The following is a 17,726-nucleotide window of genomic DNA, read 5'->3' as shown; positions in this document are numbered from 1 at the left end:
TTATGCCGCCCAGCTGTAACAACCAAGTGAAACAAAAATGACAGTTATATGACAGTACTCATCTGCTTGATTTCTTGAACTCACTCAATTTTGCCCCTCTTCATTGCAATGAAAGTGACATATAATCACAATATTGCTGCCATTTTTTATACAATTCCAGCTCCTGCAATAGTGAGTAAATATTTAGAGAGACACTTATGGAATTTAGAGATATCAATGACATTGAAACGGCGACCACCAAAAGCCGCAAAGAGATGTTTCGGTTTGGAACCGCATTGCTTTTCATCATTGCAATAATGCTCTTTTCAACACAACTGCAACCCGATACAGCTGATTTCAGTGTTGAACTAGTCATTGCAGCAATGATTGGTGGTTACATGGCAATGAACATTGGTGCCAATGATGTCGCCAATAATGTCGGACCAGCGGTCGGCTCTAAAGCCCTAACCTTAACAGGTGCGATTATTCTGGCTGCCATTTTTGAATCATCCGGAGCCATTATTGCAGGCGGTGAAGTCATTAGCACCATCAAGAAGGGCATTATTGACCCAGCCTTAATTGATGACAGTGAAGTTTTTATGTGGCTAATGATGTCCGCACTGCTAGCAGGAGCACTTTGGCTGAACCTAGCAACGGCGTTAGGAGCACCTGTTTCAACTACTCACTCGATAGTCGGTGGCGTTTTAGGCGCCGGGATTGCGGCGGCTGGCTGGCAAGTCGCTAACTGGGATCAAATGGGCGCCATTGCTGCAAGTTGGGTAATCTCGCCACTCATTGGGGGAGCCATCGCAGCCGCCTTCCTCTTTTGGATTAAACGCAGTATCACCTATCAAAGTGACATGATTCGCGCCGCGAAAACCATGGTTCCGATTTTGATTGCCATTATGGCATGGGCTTTTTCGACCTATTTAATCTTAAAGGGTCTCAAACATATTTGGAAAACAGATTTTTTAACGGCTCTAACCATTGGATTTTTGATTGCTTTCGCACTGTACCTACTGATTCGTCCTCGTATAAGTCGACAAGCAGAACAACTTGATAATGATAAATCTAGTATCAATACCCTGTTCACTATTCCGCTTATTTTTGCCGCTGCCTTATTGAGTTTTGCACATGGTGCTAACGACGTTGCCAATGCCGTTGGGCCTTTAGCTGCTATTAATGATGCTATTCAATCTCATGGCGTTTCCACAAAAGCGACGATTCCTTTTTGGATTCTTTTAATTGGGGCACTGGGTATCAGCATTGGATTGTTGCTATATGGTCCGAAAATTATTCGCACCGTCGGTTCTGAAATTACAGAACTTGACCAAATGCGCGCCTTCTCAATTGCCATGGCAGCAGCGATCACCGTCATTATTGCCTCACAATTAGGCTTACCTGTCAGCTCAACGCACATAGCCGTTGGGGGAATTTTTGGGGTTGGCTTTTTAAGAGAATATTTAAAACGAAACTACGCCAAAACCTTGCAAAAAATTCGCGAACATCACAAAGGGTCTGACTCGGAAGAAATTGAACAATTTATCCAAAAATTTAGCCAAGCCAGTCTTCACCAGAAAAAAACCATGCTATCGGAACTTAAGCAAAACAAAGCAGAAATTGAGCTGAGTAAAAAGGATCGTAAATCTTTAAATAAAGTGTACCAAAAAGAGCTGGTAAAACGCTCCGCCTTCCTCAAAATTGTCGCGGCTTGGATCATTACCGTACCCGCATCTGCGTTATTAGCCGCATTGCTTTACACGCTTATTCACAGCTTTATGATGGCTTAATCAAGTCTGAAACAACAATGCTTTTGGGAAAGTCACAACGGAAGGTAGACCCCTTCCCGAGTTGACTGGAAACATAAAGCTTCGCTTGATGCCGTTCAAGAACATGCTTGACAATGGCCAGCCCAAGCCCTGTTCCGCCTGTATCCCGTGAACGCGCCGTATCCACTCGATAAAATCGCTCAGTGAGACGGCTAAGATGTTCCGAGGCGATGCCAATTCCGGTATCGGTTACCTTGAAGTGGGCACCTTTTTCGTCTTGATACCAATTAACTTCAATTTTGCCCCCATCCGGCGTATAACGAACTGCATTTGAAACCAAGTTCGTTAGGACACTCTTTAAAGGCTCTAGATAGCCTTTAATGACCAAATTCGTATCTATATTAAATACAAATTGATGATTATCTTGACTCATCTGTGCGACATCTTGTTGTAGCATTTGCAACACCTCTGCAATCCTGACTTTTTGTGGTTTTTCGGTCAGCGTTTCGGATTCCATGGCAGAAAGGGTTAATAAATCATCAATAATCGAACGCATACGATGAGACTGCTGCGCCATTTGCTTCAAGGGCTTTGTCCAGAGAGACATCTCTGTCAAAGAGTCTTGCATGACTTCAATATAGCCATTCAGAACCGTTAGAGGAGTACGTAATTCATGAGAGGCATTGGCGATAAAATCACGGCGAATTTGTGCCAAACTATAGAGCTCATGAATATCTTTAACAATGAGTAAACTATGGTCTTCGAAATAACGAAACAGTCTAAGCTGATAGGCCCTTGAATTGCCCTTCAGTGTCGTGAGGATCAGCCCTTTTCTCGGCTGAAAAGTTTTAAGATATTGAATAAAATCCGGATGGCGCAGTAAGGTCTCGAGCTTACGTCCTGTATCGCTTTGTTTTAGCTTAAACAGTTTTTTGGCAGACGCATTAAACCACTCAATTTGATGGTCGCCATCGATTGAGATAATCGCATCCGGCACCACCATTGAAGCCGCCAAAAACTGCTCAGATTTTGCCAGTTGCATATCGGCATGTTTTTGCAGCAACCTCTGTTTATAAGAGACTAAATAACCGAGCTCGCCCCATAACCCTGATGTGGGCGGATAAGGAACTTTTGCACTTCCACGCATCCACTGTTCAAAGCGAACCATACTGAATAATTGGCGCGTTATATAAAAAACAAGGTATCCAACCAATACCCAGATCCACTGTTCTGTTATCCAGCCTAGAAATAGGGCGACCCATAAACTGGTCACAATCCAGGTTAATTCTCGGGAAACGCCATTCGACACGAATTGTTTTCCCTATTCTGCCGAGAACCGGTAACCTGCACCTCTTACCGTTTGAATGACGTCTGCAGCATTAACCGGATCCAACAGTTTTCTAAGACGGCGAATATGAACATCAACCGTTCGTTCTTCAACCACGACCGATTCCCCCCAGACTTGGTCTAATAACTGTAGCCGAGTATACACTCGGTTCGGATGTGTCATAAAAAAATGGACCAGTTTAAATTCAGTAGGCCCTAGCTTAACCTCCTGACCATCAACCGTGAAACGATAGCTGGACAAATCCAGTTTTAGTTTGCCAGTTTGAATAAGTTCTGACTGCATTTTATCTGGCGACTGCCGCCTTAAAATGGCTTGAACCCTTGCCACCAGCGCTCGCGGCGAAAAGGGCTTTACAACATAATCGTCCGCACCGGCTTCAAAGCCTTGGACTTGATCATTTTCTTCCCCTTTTGCCGTTAACATGATGATTGGGGTTGTACGAGTTTGCTCATGTTGACGAATCCGCCGAGCTAAAGAAACGCCCGATACACCGGGCAACATCCAATCCAACAACACGCAGTCTGGCTGATGTTCCAAAAGCAACTGCCAGCCTTGTTCAGCATTGGGCGCTTCAATAACGGTATAATGCGCTGCCGCTAACGTAAAGCTCAGCATATCTCGAATGGCTGCTTCATCCTCTATCACCAATATGCACTGTGCGTCTTCCATCAGTTATCCTTCTTCAGCTTGCAACTTTGTTAATAAGGCCTGCAATCGATCTTCATCCATATTTCGCACATCCTGACCATTGACTAAGTATACAATGCTTTCTACGATATTTCTGGCATGATCCGAAACCCGTTCTGCCGCTCTCAGCGCAATAATCATTTCCATTAGACACTCAAAGCAATCAGGTTGACTCTGCATTGATCGTTTCAATTGATCCATAATGTTGGAAAAAACTCGATCAATCGATTCTTCTTCAGCAACTATTTGACTCGCGCCATCGGTTGAAACCCGAGCAAAGGCATCCAGTGTACCTTTCAGCATCTGGTTAGAACGATTCGAAATATCAACCAGCTCAATATACCCTTCAACATCTGAGCATTTGACTTGATTGATCTGGTCAAAAGCAATAACCATTTTAGCCAACTTAACCACTTCATCGCCCATTCGCTCTAGATCAATAGCGACCCGAATGGCAACCAAAATAAGTCGTAAATCCGAAGCAGTCGGTTGCTGTCGAGCAAGGACACGAGCACATAAGCGATCAATTTCCATTTCGGCATCATTAATCATCTTATCGAATAGAATGATTTCTTTTGCTTTTGCCACATCCGATGTACCCAGTGCCTGCAAAGCATTATCCATTTGACGCTCAACCATGCCGCCCATTGCAAGAATATGGTTAAACAGTGCTTCAAGATTCTGATTCAACATCTCAGAAATATGTGTTCCAAATTCCTTTTTTTCCATACTACCCACTCCCTAAATTTTTAATTTAATCCAATCAACTGCTCAGCTTTGCTCTAGCCATAGCGCCCTGAAATATAATCTTCAGTTCGTTTGAACTGTGGATTGGTAAACAGAGAGTCAGTATCGGTATATTCGATCAAATCTCCCATGTACATAAAAGCAGTATAATCTGATACACGTGCTGCTTGTTGCATATTGTGCGTGACGATTAAAATCGTAAATTCTTTTTTAAGTTCAAAAATCAATTCTTCAATCGCTAAGGTTGAAATTGGGTCTAAAGCCGATGTTGGCTCGTCCAATAACAACACTTCCGGTTTAATCGCAATCGCCCGTGCAATACATAAACGCTGCTGCTGGCCCCCAGACATACCTAACGCGTTTTCATCCAACCGGTCTTTCACTTCTTCCCAAAGGCCAGCGCCTTTTAAAGCCCATTCAACCGTTTCGTCCAACACCGCTTTATCATTCAGCCCTTGTAGCCTCAGCCCGTAACAGACATTTTCATAAATCGACTTTGGAAAAGGATTTGGCTTTTGAAAAACCATCCCAACTCGACGTCTCAAGGCGGCAACATCCATTTGCTTGGCGTACATATCCTCACCATAGAGTGTCATTTCGCCATCGACACGAACAATGCTAATCAGATCATTCATACGGTTAAAGCAGCGTAATAAAGTCGATTTACCACAACCAGAGGGACCAATAAACGCTGTGACTCGGTTTTTGGGCAGTTGCATATTAATATTCTGCAATGCTTGTTTACTACCGTAATAGAGGTTCCAATCCTTCACCTCCATGGCGATTTCTTCACCTTCAAGCGTCATTCCTCTATGATCTCGATCTAAAGCGACACTCATATTTTGTTCACTCATACTTGATTCCTATTTCTGTTAATCCGATGGCAGCTGCTTAATTTCCAAGCGCTTTATATTTTTCACGCAATCTATTACGAATGGTAATCGCACCCAAGTTCAAACCGACAATAATCAATACCAACAATAATGAGGTTGCATAAACAAGTGGTTGCGATGCCTCCACATTGGGGCTTTGAAAGCCAACATCATAAATATGAAACCCTAGGTGCATAAACTTTCGATCTAAATGAATAAATGGCGCATTAAAATCAATGGGTAACTCTGGCGCCAACTTAACGACCCCAACCAACATTAAGGGAGCGACTTCCCCGGCCGCTCGTGCAACGGCTAAAATCAATCCTGTCATAATTGCTGGCATTGACATGGGTAATACAATTTTCATAATGGTTTCTGATTGTGTAGCGCCAAGGGCTAGACCACCTTCCCGCAATGCGGTCGGGATTCTAGAAAGCCCTTCTTGCGTTGAGACAATCACAACCGGTAAAGTCAATAATGCCATGGTTAAAGACGCCCACAATAATGCTGGCGTTCCGAAGGTTGGGCTTGGCAAGGCATATTCATAAAACAGATCATCAATTGAACCGCCGATAATATATACAAAAAAACCTAAACCAAAGATACCAAAAACAATGGAAGGAACCCCCGCAAGATTATTAATAGAGATACGCACGATCTTAAGCACCAAACCTTCCTTGGCATATTCGCTCATGTATACTGCCGCAATCACGCCCATCGGTGTAACAAAAATAGCCATTAATATAACCATAGTGATGGTTCCGACAATTGCAGGGAAAACACCTCCTTCAGTATTGGCCTCACGCGGTTCGCCAAATAAGAAGTGACCAATGGAATTAAAGAAAAACCCTGTCTTCTCAAAAACCGACATATTGTTGGGTTGCCAAAAGCGTACAATCGACTTAAAAGGAACCTGAATAACCTGTCCGCCAGCTAAACTCAACGAAACTTCTCCCATCCGGTTGAGCTGACTGTAGAGACCCTTTAATACGGCTTGCTGTTCTCTAAACTCTGCATTGAGTTCATCTCGTTGTTGGTTGAGTGCCGACTCGGCTTCTGTATCGTATTGATCTTCTGCTTGGAGTTTCTTTTGTTCAAGGCGCAATTGTTCTAGTTGATAGTTGATACCGCCTAAAGTAACTTTTTCAATATGGTTAATTCGTTGGTAAAGTGTTTGAGAGGCCTCTACCAGTTGATGCATCATTGGCAAAACCTGCTTCTGTTCAGCGACTACTTGACCTTCTTGAATAATTGTTTGAAGATGGCCATACACATTTCCATATTCAAAGCGCTCAATAACAGTGACTCCGTTATCAAGGCGATCCTGTCTTCCAATAATATCTGCCGTATTAATCCACCGAAAATCAATTCCATAAATATCACGGTTGCCAACCTTCATCAGGAACTGAGGAATCTTTTCAATCATTCCTGACTCTGAGTTTTTAATCTCTTTCAACTTGGTATCGTGTAATTCACCAACTATCTGCTCTGTCTGACCATTTTCAGATTGAAGCTGATAGTCATAGACTTCATGTGGCCAAAAATGGACTAGCCCGCGAATCGAGATCATTAATAGCAACCCAACTACGAGTACCACGCTAATACTGACCGATGCTGCACTAAACCAAACCCAATGTTCGCCTTCTTTAAACCATGCTTTCATGTCAAATTCCTTATAGTGATCCGTATTTACGGCGCATACGCTCACGGACAACTTCCGCTAAGGTATTGAGCACAAACGTAAAAATAAACAAGATTAATCCAGACAAAAACAGCACACGGTAATGCGAGCTATAGATTTCGGCTTCTGGCATTTCAACAGCCAAATTAGCCGATAAGGTGCGCATCCCTTGAAAAAGGTTGCCATCCATTAATGGAGTGTTTCCAGACGCCATTAACACGATCATAGTTTCACCAATCCCCCGGCCGAAACCAAGCATAATCGCCGAAAAAATACCTGGGCTGGCGGTTGGCAAGACCACACCGACTAATGTTTGCCAACCACTGGCCCCTAATGCCAAGGATCCATTCACTAGATAGCTTGGAACGTTATAAATGGCATCCTCTGAAACAGAAAAAATGGTTGGAATGAGTGCAAACCCCATAGCAAAGCCAATCACCAAGGCATTACGCTGATCAAAGTCAATTCCAGCATTAAAGGTTAACCAATGACGCATATCACCATTAAAGAACAGATGTTCAATCGGGCCACTCATTGATAGCGCCATCCAACCTAATATAACCACAACTGGCAACATTAAAATCGCTCTTTGCCCTGTTGGCACTAACAACCTAATCGGTTCAGGCAACCTTGACCAACCATAACCAAACAATAGGATACCCACCGGCAAGACCAGTAGAATGGAAAAAAAGCCCGCCAAATGTGATTCCATATAGGGTGCAAGCCAAAGCCCCGCCAAAAACCCTAATATCACCGTTGGCAAAGCTTCAATTAACTCAATGGCAGGCTTAACCGTTTGTCGGGCTTTCCCTTCCATAAAAAAGGCAGTATATATGGCCGCCATTACCGCGATCGGCACAGCAAATAACATGGCATAAAAAGCGGCTTTAATGGTACCAAACGTCAAAGGCACCATCGAAAATTTGGGTTCAAAATCGGTACTGGCAGATGAAGATTGCCAAACATAATCGGGCGCTTCATAGCCCTCATACCAAACCTCACCCCATAAGCTTGAAAACGATACATCAGGGTGTTCATTTTCAATCTCTAACACATGCAATTGGCCAGAGGCCGTTTCCACCAAAGCGCCATTGCCTCGTGGTGCCATTTCAATATATGTTAAAGGGTCTGAAAAGTTCACTGACGCCAAATGACGCTCTGCTGTCGAATGAAATAAATTAAACTGATTTGAATCATCTAATGTCACAAACCCTTTGCGATTATGCTCAATCCCGACAAAGCTGACGCTCTCACCTTCGACTTCGAACGACCTGATGAGTTGTAGACTAAATTCATTCTGCTCATCTCGAACGGGAAACCACTGCAAAACACGGCTGTCATCCGTTCCAACCATCAGAGAATACTCGCCCAGCAAAAAGTTGAGTGACCTAATGTTTTGCCCATCTGGAACCAACTGAACAGTTTGTAAATGAATCGGCGTACTGGCATTTCGAATATCGTAATAATTTGCCTCGCCAGATTTTGATACTAAATACAAGTTACGCATATAGCCGCCCAACTTCAACCATTCAACTGAGTCGGTAACCGGGATTTGACCTGCTGCGTATTCTTCTAGAACCGTTTCATCCGAAAACATCGATTCTACCTTATCAAACTGACGAATTTGAATTTCATCCTGGCCTTCAAGTCGATACACTATAACCAACTGTGAATCATCGACCCTAGCTGCTAATTGGCAAATGGCTTCTTCTGCAAGCTCAACGCCCTGTTTTCCAAAAGGATAGCTTAATTTAGGGTGTATCGTTCTCACATTATTTTGATAGGAAACATCATAATCATACTGAGTTAAAAGTAAGCGGCCATCTGACAGTCCGAATGCCAGAATGTTATCTTTCTCACTCACCTTTGCAAAACTGGTAATGCGAGCACCATTTAGCGGCAGCCCATCTTGTTTTAACAAGGAGCCATCTTCAATCGTAAACCCGACTAAATCACCTTCATCGGTAATCCGCATTGCCGTTTCTTTATATTCATCCATACCATAAAATAAAGTTTGGGCTTGTGGACTCCCTGGCAAAGCATAAACTTTTGTGGGCTCAACTTTAGCTGAAACGAATAAAGGTGCCACCACATAGACTAAAAAGAACATGATCAGTAATACTGAAAAAATAACCCCGACACCGCCAACGGAGATACTGGAAGCCCAACTTCTATCCACCAAGTTACGGCGCTTAATACGCTTCTCAAATCGAGGCCCTTTGAGAGCTTGATCGAGCGCCTTCTGCGTTTGCTGTTCCATTCAATTCCATCCAATATATACTGATTGCTGGCAATCATACAGCAACAATATGACAGTTAAATGAAACTCATAAACCAATTAAAATGGCAAAATACACGAGTACCTATTCACTAAAAAAAAGCGATATTGCACCATAATAAAGCATTAATGAAATGTCGCGCCAGTGTCACTGCTAAACTATCTAACAAAAAAATAAACCGTTTCAATTAGTTACATTTGTTTTAAAAAATATTGGTATTTTGGCACGGTTCAAGCTATTATCATAGGGTTTAAAAGTGGCCTGTCTCCTATTATGTTAGCCAAAATAAAAACACATCTTAGGAAGATAATGAGCAACAATTCTTTGCTATTGACTTTCAAACAAGTTTATTTAAACATTGAATTGTTTTTTTGCACTCAAAACACTTAACTCCACTGAATTCTGAAACTATCGAAAAGGACACTATTATGTCGCAAGAAATTTTTGATCTAATCAAAGAAAATGACGTTAAATGGGTAGACTTACGCTTTACCGACACCATAGGTAAAGAACAACACGTTACCATCCCTGCTGAATCCGTTGATGAGGATTTTTTCTCAGATGGTGAAACTTTCGATGGCTCTTCTATCCAAGGCTGGAAAAACATCCACAATTCTGACATGATTTTAATGCCACAAACAGACGGGTTTGTCCTTGATCCTTTCACTAACGATCCAACCTTAATTATCCGTTGCATGATTGTTGAACCTTCAACCATGGAACCTTATGAAAAAGATCCTCGTGGTATCGCTAAAAAAGCAGAAGCTTACCTAGCCTCAACGGGTATTGCCGATAGCGCCTTCTTTGGTCCAGAGCCTGAATTTTTCATCTTTGATGATGTACGCTGGGGTGCCGACATGTCTGGTTGTTTTGTAAAACTTGACGGTAACGAAGCCTCTTGGAACTCAGAGAAAGTATTTGAAGGCGGGAACATTGGACACCGTCCTAAGGTTAAAGGAGGTTACTTCCCAGTTCCGCCTGTTGACCAACTTCATGAAGTCCGTGCTGACATCTGCGCGATGGCAGAAGCAATGGGCTTAAAACTAGAAGCCCATCACCACGAAGTAGCTTCAGGTGGTCAGTGTGAACTAGCTGTTGCCGGTAACACCTTGACTGCAAAATCTGATGAAGTACAAATTCTTAAATATGCCGTACATAATACTTGTCATGCATTGGGTAAAACAGCAACGTTCATGCCTAAGCCTATCGTAGGTGACAATGGTTCTGGGATGCACATTAACCAGTCTCTTTCTAAAGATGGCAAGAATATTTTTGCGGGTGATGTGTACTCAGGCCTATCCCAAGAAGCACTTTGGTATATTGGTGGTCTAATGAAGCATGCACGCGCACTAAACGCATTCACCAACCCAGGAACTAACTCTTATAAGCGCCTTGTCCCAGGATTCGAAGCGCCTATCTTATTAGCTTACTCTGGTTCAAACCGTTCTGCGTCTATTCGTATTCCGTATGCGCCTTCAGAAAGATCTCGTCGTGTTGAATTACGCTTCCCTGATCCAACAGCCAACCCATACCTAGCCTTCTCAGCTTCATTAATGGCCGGCCTTGACGGAATCTTAAATAAAATTGATCCAGGCGAGCCTGCTGAGAAAGATTTATACGATCTTCCTCCTGAAGAAGAAGCTACGTATAAAACTGTTTGTGCATCACTTGAAGAAGCACTTGATGAATTAGATAAAGACCGCGACTTCCTTAAAGCAGGTGGTGTCTTTACAGATGAAGCGATTGATGCCTACATCAACCTTAAAATGGAAGAAGTTACTCGTATGCGTGCGACAACTCACCCAATTGAGTTTGATATGTACTACTCTGCATAAGGCAAAGTTGCATTCCATAAAAAAACCCGCTTTTGCGGGTTTTTTTATATCTACAATCGATGAAAACAACCAGGCCTGGTTGTTTTCATCTCACGCGACTCAATGTGCCGAATGATTTGGATCCCAGTCTTTTAATACATACTCTTTGCCACAATAGGGGCACTTTGCGTTACCTTGTTCTTCAATTGGCAAAGCCACTCTTGGATGCGCATTCCATTGAGCCTCCCCTGGCATCGGACAGGTGAGCGGCAAATCATCATAAGTCACGTCAATAGTTTCTTGTGTCATAATCCTTCCTTATTCTAATCACTATCGTACAATCCGCCAAACAGATTGATATATTAGGCAACCGTGTTTAACCAATCCAAATGAGCCGCAGAACGGCCGTGAACCACATCAAAGTATTTTGTTTGCAATACTTCAGTTATAGGGCCACGACACCCTTCACCAATCACGCGATTATCCAGTTCACGAATCGGCGTTACCTCTGCTGCTGTGCCCGTAAAAAAGGCTTCATCTGCAATATAGACTTCATCACGTGTAATACGTTTTTCTCGCACTTCATACCCTGCTTCATTGGCTAACTTCATAATCGTTTTACGGGTAATGCCATCCAAGGCAGAAGTCAGTTCAGGTGTATAAATAATACCGTCTTTAACCATAAAAAAGTTTTCGCCAGAGCCTTCCGAAACATAGCCTTCAGTGTCTAATAACAAAGCTTCATCACAACCATGACTAACCGCTTCTTGCAATGCCAGCATCGAGTTCATATAAGCGCCATTCGATTTGGCTTTAGTCATAGTGACATTTACGTGATGACGGGTAAAAGATGAAGTGGCAATCTTAATGCCCTTTTGCAAATTTTCTTCTCCCATATAAGCGCCCCACTCCCAAGCAGCAACCATCACGTGGGTTTTTAAATTGTCGGCACGTAATCCCATTCCTTCAGACCCGTAAAAGACCATTGGACGAATATATGCCGAATCTAAACCATTTTCTCGAACCGCAGCTCTTTGAGCTTCATTAATTTCTGCTTTTGAAAAAGGCATGGAGATATTCATGATTTTGGCAGAATTAAACAATCGGTCAGTATGCGCTTCCAATCGGAAAATTGAGGTCCCCTGTTCAGCATGATATGCGCGAACACCTTCAAAGACCCCCATTCCATAATGTAGGGTATGGGTTAAAACATGCACCTTTGCATCACGCCAGTCCACCATTTTTCCATCTAACCAAATTACGCCATCGCGATCATTCATTGTTTGCATTGCAAAAGCCTTTTGTTTCCATTTCATTAAAAAAATATTTTGGATATTTTATCCTATATTATTTCGTAAAACATAATAATTAACGGCCACGACCGATTGAAAGACCAGGGTAAATACAACATTTTGCTTGAAATTCTATGAGGGTTGTTTAAAATCATTCTTTTGAATACGACTTCAAATAACAACACCATTCAAAAAAGCAATCGCAAGTTCAGCTTTCGATTGCTTTTTTATTTATAGCCCTAATATAAGAGAAGATAGGATTTCGGTTTTACCATGGCACAAGATCACTTAATGAACACCTATGCAAGATTGCCTGTTAGCTTCCACTCTGGAAAAGGCGCATTGCTCTATGATGCTAAAGGTCAAGCCTATTTAGATGCCGTCAGCGGTATTGCGGTTTGTAGTTTGGGACATGCTCACCCGGAAATTTCCAATGCCATCTGTGAGCAAAGTCAGCAACTCATACACACTTCAAACCTTTACAATATTGAAAAACAAACTCAGCTTGCCGATGCTTTAATTGAACGGTCACATTTAGAAAAAGTGTTCTTTTGTAACTCTGGCGCTGAGGCCAATGAAACCGCTATTAAAATCGCTCGTAAATTTGCTCACCAAAAAAAAATTAGCCACCCCAAAATCATTGTGATGGAAAACAGTTTTCACGGACGAACTTTAGCAACGCTCTCCGCCACGGGTAACCCAAAAGTTCAGGAAGGGTTCGCCCCATTAGTGGAAGGATTCGTTCGAGTCCCCTTTAACGATATTGACGCGATCACAGCATTAAATGATGATCAAGAAATCGTTGCGATTTTGGTTGAGCCCATTCAAGGTGAAGGCGGGGTCAACATTCCAGATAAAGGCTATTTAAGATCGCTTCGAGCAATTTGTGACCAAAATGATTGGCTACTCATGATTGACGAAATTCAAACAGGTATCGGCCGGACCGGTGAATGGTTTGCGCACCAGCATGAAGGCATCTTACCGGATGTTATGACCCTTGCAAAAGCCTTAGGCAATGGTGTTCCGATTGGCGCCTGTCTAGCTGGGAATAAAACAGCTGGCTTATTAGTTCCGGGCAACCATGGCACCACTTTTGGTGGAAACCCTTTGGCCTGTGCCGCAGGCCTTGCTGTGCTAAAAACACTGACATATCACGACTATATTGCTTATATTGCTGACAGAGGGGAATTGCTATTAGACAGACTGAATCAAGCCCTTTCAAGCTTTGATGCAGTTGTCTCCATTCGAGGCCAAGGCTATATGATTGGCATTGAACTGGATCGTCCCTGTGTCGAACTCGTCAAACTTGCGCTAGAGCAACACCTTTTAATTAATGTCACCCAAGGTAATACCATTCGTCTATTGCCTCCTTTTGTGATGTCAAATGATCAAACCGATCAACTGATTGACACACTTTCTTCCTTAATTCAAAGCTTCACTCAACCGAATTAAGTCTAAACGATTGCTAAATGAAAGAAGATTACCTATGAAACAACCAAAACATTTTTTAACCTTACAAGACTTTAGCCCCGAGCAGCTCCATCAGCTATTACTTCGTGGAATCGAGTTGAAGAAAATGCAACACGCCGGGGAAATATTTGAGCCCTTAAAAAACAAAACCCTAGCAATGATCTTTGAAAAATCATCAACCCGCACCCGGATTTCATTTGAAATCGGAATGACCCAATTAGGGGGGCATGCGCTGTTTTTAAGTCCAGAGGGAACTCAGATTGGTCGAGGCGAACCTATAGAGGACACCGCCAAGGTTATTTCTAGTATGGCTGATGGCATTATGATTCGTACCTTTGCTCATGAAACAGTTGAAACGCTTTCTGCCCATTCACGTGTGCCAGTTATCAATGCCCTGACGGATGATTTTCATCCATGCCAGTTGTTAGCCGACATGCAGACTTATTATGAACACCGCGGCAGTATCGCCGGTAAAACAGTGTTATGGGTCGGAGATGGCAATAATATGTGCCACTCCTATATTAATGCCGCCAAACAGTATGACTTCAAACTAAGAGTCGCCACCCCTGAAGGCTATGAAGCCAATCCGCGCTTTATCAGCGGCAATGAAGACCGGATTGAACTGATTCGCAACCCAATGGAAGCCGCAGAAGGCGTTGATTTGGTGGTGACCGATGTTTGGGCGAGCATGGGACAAGAAGAAGAGCAGAAGAAACGTGAAAAAGCGTTCAAGGACTACCAAGTCACCCGTGATTTAATGGCGCAAGCAGACAATGAGGCTTTATTTATGCATTGTTTACCAGCACACCGTGGCGAAGAAGTGTCGGCTGAATTAATGGATGACCCTAACAGCGTGGTCTGGGATGAAGCTGAAAACCGACTCCATGCACAAAAAGCGTTACTTGAAGCCTTAATGGCTAACCACTAGGGTCAACCAGTGTCGTTGACACAGATTGAATCTCACCTTTAGGGGCGGTCACCTTAATCTCCAATGGTCCCGAAACTGGTGCGGTATTGGCATCATCTGAAGTCACTGACAACACAAACTCACGGTGACTTAAGGTATTAGCTATACCTGCTTCGGGCACGCCTGAAACCGCGCCGACCTCTGACGTCACCCCAATCGTTGAACCAGTTGCGGCTGACTGTCTAACAGCTACTAAACAAGCCGCACTGTCAGGATTAATTTCATCGACTCGACTTGCATCGTTGACACTGGCCTGGCATTTTGCAGCCGTATCCTCAATCATAATCCAAAATTGCAATGTTTGAACCCCTGCGGCAAAATTAACGATGCCATTGGCTATATTAGTACAATTTAACGTTGAAATTTTTCCATTTGAATCTAAACAACTATTCCCAGAATTCAACTGATATAGATGAATCTTTGGATAATTTGATGTCAAAATTAGCACTTTACTGGCGCGGACATGTACTAAGGTGGTTTTGACATCGGTTAAGGATGGATTAGCCGCACATTTTGTTGTGTGTTGACAGGGCACCCCATTAAAAACCCCATCAGCGGCACTATAGCGACCATCGCTGTTGTAATCCTGATACCGCTCATCTAGCGCAAAATTATATGTAAAACCCGTTGTTGCACTTGGATTATAGGTGCCATTTTCATCGTCATCTCGAAAGGATTCAGCCAAATCATCAAATACATCCACTCCATCAAACACCCCATCCTGACCATTCGATGGATTAGCAGCATTAACACGATCATAAAAGGACTCATGCCCTACTGCATAAGCTTGTACGGTGACTCGATGATCGCTAGGACGAGGCGCCTGACTCCGCCATTCAACCGAGCAACTGCCTTTCGTGGTTTCGCAACTTGAATCAATCGCGCCCCCTTCTGTCGTGAAATAGACACTGGTTCCATCTGGAACTGGATTATTATTCCGATCGGCTAATCGCGCAGTAATATTCACAACTTCACCACTGTAGTTAAGGCCTTGAGGTGCAAGAGTATCGGCAGTGATTTCAAAACTATTCTGGTCAGGCAGCCCAGTGCCAATGGTTAATTGATCTGAGGGGGCAGAGATTTCCACCTCGCCTGATGTGAAATAAGCAATGACTCGAACCGTTGTCGGAACCGTTCCAGATAGAACGCGTGTTGAAACCTCACCATTTTGATTGGTATAACCTTCCGTTACTGAGAGACTCAAACCACCAATTTCAGTAGCTAATTTAAAATTGACCAAATGATTATTCACCGGATTACCATCTATATCTTTAACCGCAAAGGTCACATTAGACTGTTGGGACAAATCTAGGCCGCCAATATCTTTTAAACCGATATAGGTTGGATCCGCGGAAATAAATGAAATGGAAACCCCTGTAGGTTCTCCCGTGGTGGTACCGGTAGTCGCCGTTGCCGTCTGTTTAAATTCATAGCTAAAGGTGCGGTCCGGATACCCCGTTGCACCCACCGTCAAAGTCCCGACAACGGTTTCAGTTGCTAGGGGTGCTGGCGCTTCAAGATAGAAGGTGGTTAATCCATTTTGATCCGTTAAACTGGGCGGACTTGAGAGAGTGCCAATATCAACTGCAGCGGTGATGACTTCCCGAGCCAAAGGTAGCTTACGGTCGTCGAGTAACTTGACCGTCACTTTAATACGCTCGCCTTCATCAATGGCTGCAGCCAAGGCAGAAGCACCATTTCGTTCGGATTCAAAAACGACCAGATTAATGCCCGCAGCCAATGCTTGACTATCAGCCGTACCGGTTGAACTGCCGCCGCCGCCACAAGCTGACAGAATCACCAATAAGACAACTAGCCAACTCCAATGACAAAGTTTTGAGCACAGGTTCATCACTGACTCTCAATATTTTTTCGTCCGACAAAAGCCTGACCAAGTGTGCCAGCATCAATGTATTCCAACTCTCCTCCTAATGGAATGCCTTGCGCCAAACGCGTTACCTGAATATTCTGTTGAGAGGCCATTTGCTGAATATAATGCGCCGTTGCTTCCCCTTCAACGGTGGGATTGGTGGCGATAATCACTTCTTCAACCTCCCCTACTTGCAAACGGTTTTTAAGAATTGGCAATCCCAGTTGATCAGGGCCAATCCCATCGATGGGTGATAAATGCCCCATTAAGACAAAATACAACCCCTGATAAACCCCTGATTGCTCAATCACCATCACATCGGTTGGAGATTCAACAATACAGACTTGCTGCCGTGCGCGCGCTGGTGATGCACAAATGCTACAAATATCCGTCTCTGAAAGATTTCGGCACTGTTGGCAGTGCCCCACTTTTTCAATCGCAGTTTCTATCGCACTTGCCAATCGCTGCCCAGTTGCTTGGTGATCTTGCAACAAATAATAAGCCAACCTCTGTGCGGACTTTTGACCAATGGTTGGCAGTTGCTTAAAGGCATCGATTAGTTCATTAATTAAAGGACTTTGCATCGCAAGCTCATCTTTAGGATTCCCATCAAGTAGCGTTAAAAGGGCATTTTCATCCCAGGCGGTAAGTCAATGCCTGCGGTCAAACCGCCCATTTTTTCTTGAGACGATTCTTCTACTTTGCGAGCTGCACTATTAACCGCCGCAGCCACCAAGTCTTCAAGCATTTCTTTGTCATCCATTAAGCTATCGTCTATTGAAACCTTAACCAACTCATGCTTACCAGTCATCACCACAGAAACCAACCCACCACCGGCTTCTCCCGTGATTTCCATTTTGGCAACTTCTTCTTGTGCGGCTTGCATTTTCTTCTGCATTTCTTGGGCTTGTTTCATTAAATTACCCAAACCACCTTTACCACCTAACATAC

At 43.4% G+C, this 17,726-nt stretch carries 15 protein-coding genes; 4 read left to right on the top strand and 11 right to left on the bottom strand.

Going from position 1 to position 17,726, the window contains the following annotated elements; genetic code table 11:
- The first annotated feature begins 197 nt into the window (after positions 1 to 197).
- Positions 198 to 1,769: an inorganic phosphate transporter gene (locus tag CYQ88_RS02420; protein ID WP_101839753.1), complete on the top strand. Its 1,572-nt coding sequence runs from the start codon at positions 198 to 200 to the stop codon at positions 1,767 to 1,769.
- On the opposite strand, the gene phoR is transcribed toward CYQ88_RS02420, so the two are convergent.
- The 6 genes from phoR to CYQ88_RS02390 form a co-directional block, all read right to left on the bottom strand.
- Positions 1,756 to 3,057: a phosphate regulon sensor histidine kinase PhoR gene (gene phoR / locus CYQ88_RS02415; RefSeq protein WP_101839752.1), complete on the bottom strand. Its 1,302-nt coding sequence runs from the start codon at positions 3,055 to 3,057 to the stop codon at positions 1,756 to 1,758. The two genes, CYQ88_RS02420 and phoR, sit on opposite strands and share 14 nt — an antisense overlap.
- Positions 3,058 to 3,069: 12 nt before the next feature.
- Positions 3,070 to 3,765 (bottom strand): phosphate regulon transcriptional regulator PhoB, encoded by a 696-nt coding sequence (gene phoB, locus CYQ88_RS02410; protein ID WP_101839751.1) that lies wholly within the window; start codon positions 3,763 to 3,765, stop codon positions 3,070 to 3,072.
- A gap of 3 nt (positions 3,766 to 3,768) precedes the next feature.
- Entirely contained in the window at positions 3,769 to 4,512 is a 744-nt protein-coding gene (gene phoU, locus CYQ88_RS02405; protein WP_101839750.1) for a phosphate signaling complex protein PhoU, read from the bottom strand.
- 53 nt (positions 4,513 to 4,565) lie between these two features.
- Positions 4,566 to 5,336 carry a phosphate ABC transporter ATP-binding protein PstB gene (pstB, locus tag CYQ88_RS02400; RefSeq protein ID WP_255408739.1) on the bottom strand — a complete coding sequence of 257 codons (771 nt, stop codon included), beginning with the start codon at positions 5,334 to 5,336 and terminating at the stop codon, positions 4,566 to 4,568.
- A gap of 85 nt (positions 5,337 to 5,421) precedes the next feature.
- Positions 5,422 to 7,065: a phosphate ABC transporter permease PstA gene (gene pstA, locus CYQ88_RS02395; RefSeq protein WP_101839748.1), complete on the bottom strand. Its 1,644-nt coding sequence runs from the start codon at positions 7,063 to 7,065 to the stop codon at positions 5,422 to 5,424.
- A gap of 10 nt (positions 7,066 to 7,075) precedes the next feature.
- Positions 7,076 to 9,343 (bottom strand): ABC transporter permease subunit, encoded by a 2,268-nt coding sequence (locus CYQ88_RS02390; RefSeq protein ID WP_101839747.1) that lies wholly within the window; start codon positions 9,341 to 9,343, stop codon positions 7,076 to 7,078.
- 447 nt (positions 9,344 to 9,790) lie between these two features.
- On the opposite strand from CYQ88_RS02390, the gene glnA reads away from it, so the two are divergent.
- Positions 9,791 to 11,197, top strand: a complete 1,407-nt coding sequence (gene glnA / locus CYQ88_RS02385) for a type I glutamate--ammonia ligase (protein WP_101839746.1) — start codon at positions 9,791 to 9,793, stop codon at positions 11,195 to 11,197.
- Between the two features lie 99 nt (positions 11,198 to 11,296).
- Here glnA and CYQ88_RS02380 read toward each other — a convergent pair whose 3' ends face one another.
- Both CYQ88_RS02380 and CYQ88_RS02375 read right to left on the bottom strand, forming a co-directional pair.
- Positions 11,297 to 11,485: a zinc-finger domain-containing protein gene (locus tag CYQ88_RS02380; protein WP_101839745.1), complete on the bottom strand. Its 189-nt coding sequence runs from the start codon at positions 11,483 to 11,485 to the stop codon at positions 11,297 to 11,299.
- Between the two features lie 53 nt (positions 11,486 to 11,538).
- Positions 11,539 to 12,465, bottom strand: a complete 927-nt coding sequence (locus CYQ88_RS02375; RefSeq protein ID WP_199170147.1) for a branched-chain amino acid transaminase — start codon at positions 12,463 to 12,465, stop codon at positions 11,539 to 11,541.
- A 276-nt stretch (positions 12,466 to 12,741) separates the two neighbouring features.
- On the opposite strand from CYQ88_RS02375, the gene CYQ88_RS02370 reads away from it, so the two are divergent.
- The gene (locus CYQ88_RS02370; protein WP_233188789.1) at positions 12,742 to 13,920 is read left to right on the top strand and encodes an aspartate aminotransferase family protein; all 1,179 of its coding nucleotides are present in this window, start codon (positions 12,742 to 12,744) and stop codon (positions 13,918 to 13,920) included.
- A 34-nt stretch (positions 13,921 to 13,954) separates the two neighbouring features.
- Positions 13,955 to 14,866, top strand: a complete 912-nt coding sequence (gene argF, locus CYQ88_RS02365; RefSeq protein ID WP_101839744.1) for an ornithine carbamoyltransferase — start codon at positions 13,955 to 13,957, stop codon at positions 14,864 to 14,866.
- Here the strand turns inward: argF and CYQ88_RS02360 are convergent.
- The 3 genes from CYQ88_RS02360 to CYQ88_RS02350 are packed head-to-tail and all read right to left on the bottom strand — an operon-like array spanning position 14,856 to position 17,724.
- The gene (locus tag CYQ88_RS02360; RefSeq protein WP_101839743.1) at positions 14,856 to 16,757 is read right to left on the bottom strand and encodes an Ig-like domain-containing protein; all 1,902 of its coding nucleotides are present in this window, start codon (positions 16,755 to 16,757) and stop codon (positions 14,856 to 14,858) included. The genes argF and CYQ88_RS02360 overlap by 11 nt on opposite strands.
- Positions 16,757 to 17,359 (bottom strand): recombination mediator RecR, encoded by a 603-nt coding sequence (gene recR, locus CYQ88_RS02355; RefSeq protein ID WP_101839742.1) that lies wholly within the window; start codon positions 17,357 to 17,359, stop codon positions 16,757 to 16,759. Before recR ends, CYQ88_RS02360 begins: the two co-directional genes overlap by 1 nt.
- 35 nt (positions 17,360 to 17,394) lie before the next feature.
- Positions 17,395 to 17,724, bottom strand: coding sequence for a YbaB/EbfC family nucleoid-associated protein (locus CYQ88_RS02350; RefSeq protein WP_101839741.1), 330 nt, complete (start codon positions 17,722 to 17,724; stop codon positions 17,395 to 17,397).
- Positions 17,725 to 17,726: the final 2 nt, after the last annotated feature.

This window comes from Hydrogenovibrio sp. SC-1 (genome assembly GCF_002848135.1).
Taxonomy (GTDB): Bacteria; Pseudomonadota; Gammaproteobacteria; order Thiomicrospirales; family Thiomicrospiraceae; genus Hydrogenovibrio.
This window is presented reverse-complemented; position numbering and strand designations above follow the sequence as displayed.

Bases quoted from the DNA above. Each gene is read 5' to 3' on its own strand.
- CYQ88_RS02420 (WP_101839753.1), top strand. From the start codon at position 198: ATGGAATTTAGAGATATCAATGACATTGAAACGGCGACCACCAAAAGC.
- phoB (WP_101839751.1), bottom strand. From the start codon at position 3,765: ATGGAAGACGCACAGTGCATATTGGTGATAGAGGATGAAGCAGCCATT.
- phoU (WP_101839750.1), bottom strand. From the start codon at position 4,512: ATGGAAAAAAAGGAATTTGGAACACATATTTCTGAGATGTTGAATCAG.
- pstB (WP_255408739.1), bottom strand. From the start codon at position 5,336: ATGACGCTTGAAGGTGAAGAAATCGCCATGGAGGTGAAGGATTGGAAC.
- pstA (WP_101839748.1), bottom strand. From the start codon at position 7,065: ATGAAAGCATGGTTTAAAGAAGGCGAACATTGGGTTTGGTTTAGTGCA.
- CYQ88_RS02390 (WP_101839747.1), bottom strand. From the start codon at position 9,343: ATGGAACAGCAAACGCAGAAGGCGCTCGATCAAGCTCTCAAAGGGCCT.
- glnA (WP_101839746.1), top strand. From the start codon at position 9,791: ATGTCGCAAGAAATTTTTGATCTAATCAAAGAAAATGACGTTAAATGG.
- CYQ88_RS02380 (WP_101839745.1), bottom strand. From the start codon at position 11,485: ATGACACAAGAAACTATTGACGTGACTTATGATGATTTGCCGCTCACC.
- CYQ88_RS02375 (WP_199170147.1), bottom strand. From the start codon at position 12,465: ATGCAAACAATGAATGATCGCGATGGCGTAATTTGGTTAGATGGAAAA.
- CYQ88_RS02370 (WP_233188789.1), top strand. From the start codon at position 12,742: ATGGCACAAGATCACTTAATGAACACCTATGCAAGATTGCCTGTTAGC.
- argF (WP_101839744.1), top strand. From the start codon at position 13,955: ATGAAACAACCAAAACATTTTTTAACCTTACAAGACTTTAGCCCCGAG.
- CYQ88_RS02360 (WP_101839743.1), bottom strand. From the start codon at position 16,757: ATGAACCTGTGCTCAAAACTTTGTCATTGGAGTTGGCTAGTTGTCTTA.
- recR (WP_101839742.1), bottom strand. From the start codon at position 17,359: ATGCAAAGTCCTTTAATTAATGAACTAATCGATGCCTTTAAGCAACTG.
- CYQ88_RS02350 (WP_101839741.1), bottom strand. From the start codon at position 17,724: ATGTTAGGTGGTAAAGGTGGTTTGGGTAATTTAATGAAACAAGCCCAA.